The 2154-nt window shown below is 63.7% G+C and carries 1 protein-coding gene; it reads left to right on the forward strand.

What is annotated here, in order from left to right:
• Window positions 1–2154 (forward strand): amino acid adenylation domain-containing protein (locus tag WLY71_RS30360; RefSeq protein ID WP_347806523.1); only part of this gene is annotated, 2154 nt, incomplete at both ends.

Here is a 2154-nt window from a genome sequence, read left to right on the forward strand (position 1 = left end):
TGGCTGGCGCAAGGGGAGGGCGAGCGCCAGCTGGCTTACTGGAAAGCGCAATTGGGCTGTGACCATCCGACCCTGAGCCTTGCCACTGATCATCCGCGTTCGGCGCAACACCTTCACAGCGCCGCGCGCCACACCGTACGGTTGGGCGCGACCCTGAGCGATGCCATTCGCCAGACCGCCCAGGCCCATGAATCCACTTCGTTCATGCTATTACTCGCCGCGTTCCAGAGCCTGCTGCACCGCTACAGCGGCCAACGCGACATCCGCATCGGCGTGCCGAACGCCAACCGTCCGCGCCTGGAAACCCAAGGGCTGATCGGCTTCTTCATCAACACCCAGGTGCTACGCGTCGAGTTGGATTCGCAGCTGCCATTCGTTGAGCTGCTGGCGCAAACCCGTCGGGCAGCGTTGGACGCACAAGCTCATCAGGATCTGCCGTTCGAACAATTGCTCGAAGCCTTCCCGCAGGCCCGCGAACAAGGCTTGTTCCAGGTCATGTTCAACCACCAGCAACGGGACTTGAGCGCACTGCGTCGCCTGCCTGGGCTGCTGGCCGAAGAGCTGCCGTGGCACAGCCGCGAAGCCAAGCTCGACCTGCAACTGCACAGCGAGGAAGACCGAAATGGTCGCCTGAGCCTGTCCTTCGACTACGCCAGCGAACTGTTCGACGTGGCGACTATCGAGCGTCTGGCCGAGCATCTCAGCAACCTGCTGCGAGCAATTTGCGAACAGCCCCAAACCACCATCGGCGATCTGCAACTGCTGAACCCGTCCGAGCTTGAACAGCAAGCATCGTGGAGCGCCGCACCGTGCACACCGGCCAGCCAATGGCTGCCGGAATTGCTCAACGAACAGGCTCACCTGACCCCTGAGCGCACTGCGCTGATGTGGGACGGTGGCGCCATGGACTTCGCCGAACTGCACACCCAATCCAATCGCCTGGCCCATTACCTGCGCGACAAAGGCGTCGGCCCGGACGTCTGCGTGGCCATTGCCGCCGAGCGTTCGCCGCAGTTGCTGATCGGCCTGCTGGCGATCATCAAGGCCGGTGGCGCCTACGTGCCGCTGGACCCGGATTACCCGGCCGAACGCCTGGCCTACATGCTCAGCGACAGCGGCGTCGAGTTGCTGCTGACCCAAACCCAATTGCTTGACTGCTTACCGGCCACCGATGGCGTCAGCGTGATCGCCATGGACGCCTTGCATCTGGAGAGCTGGCCGAGTCATGCGCCTGGCCTGCACTTGCACGGCGACAACCTGGCGTACGTGATTTACACCTCCGGTTCCACCGGCCAGCCGAAGGGCGTCGGCAACACCCACGCAGCCCTCGCCGAGCGCCTGCAATGGATGCAGAACACCTATCGTTTGAACGACACCGACGTGCTGATGCAAAAGGCGCCGATCAGTTTCGACGTGTCGGTGTGGGAGTGCTTCTGGCCGCTGATTACAGGTGCGCGTTTGCTGATTGTCGGCCCCGGCGAACACCGCGATCCGCACCGCATCGCGCAACTGGTTCAGCAATTCGGCGTGACCACGCTGCACTTTGTGCCGCCGTTGCTGGCGCTGTTCATCGACGAACCACTGACCACCGAATGCACCAGCCTGCGCCGCGTATTCTCCGGCGGTGAGGCCTTACCCGCCGAGCTGCGCAACCGCGTGCTGGAACACCTGCCGGCCGTGCAATTGCACAACCGCTACGGCCCGACCGAAACCGCGATCAACGTCACTCATTGGCACTGCACAACCGGCGATGGCGAACGCTCGCCGATTGGTCGTCCGCTGGGCAATGTGCTGTGCCGCGTGCTCGATGAGGCACTCAATCCCGTGCCGGCCGGTGTGCCGGGCGAGTTGTGCATCAGTGGCATCGGTTTGGCGCGCGGCTATTTGGGTCGTCCAGGCCTGACCGCCGAACGCTTCGTCGTCGATCCGCTGGGCGAGCAGGGCGCGCGTCTGTACCGTACCGGCGACCGCGCGCGCTGGACCGCCGACGGTGTGATCGAATACCTCGGCCGTCTCGATCAGCAGGTCAAACTGCGCGGCTTCCGTGTTGAACCGGAAGAAATCGAAGCACGATTGCTGGCTCAGGACGGCGTCGCTCAAGCCGTGGTGCTGGTGCGTGAAACGGCGGCCGGCGGCCAGTTGATCGGTTACTAC

The organism is Pseudomonas rossensis (genome assembly GCF_039888995.1).
Classification (GTDB): Bacteria; Pseudomonadota; Gammaproteobacteria; order Pseudomonadales; family Pseudomonadaceae; genus Aquipseudomonas; species Aquipseudomonas rossensis.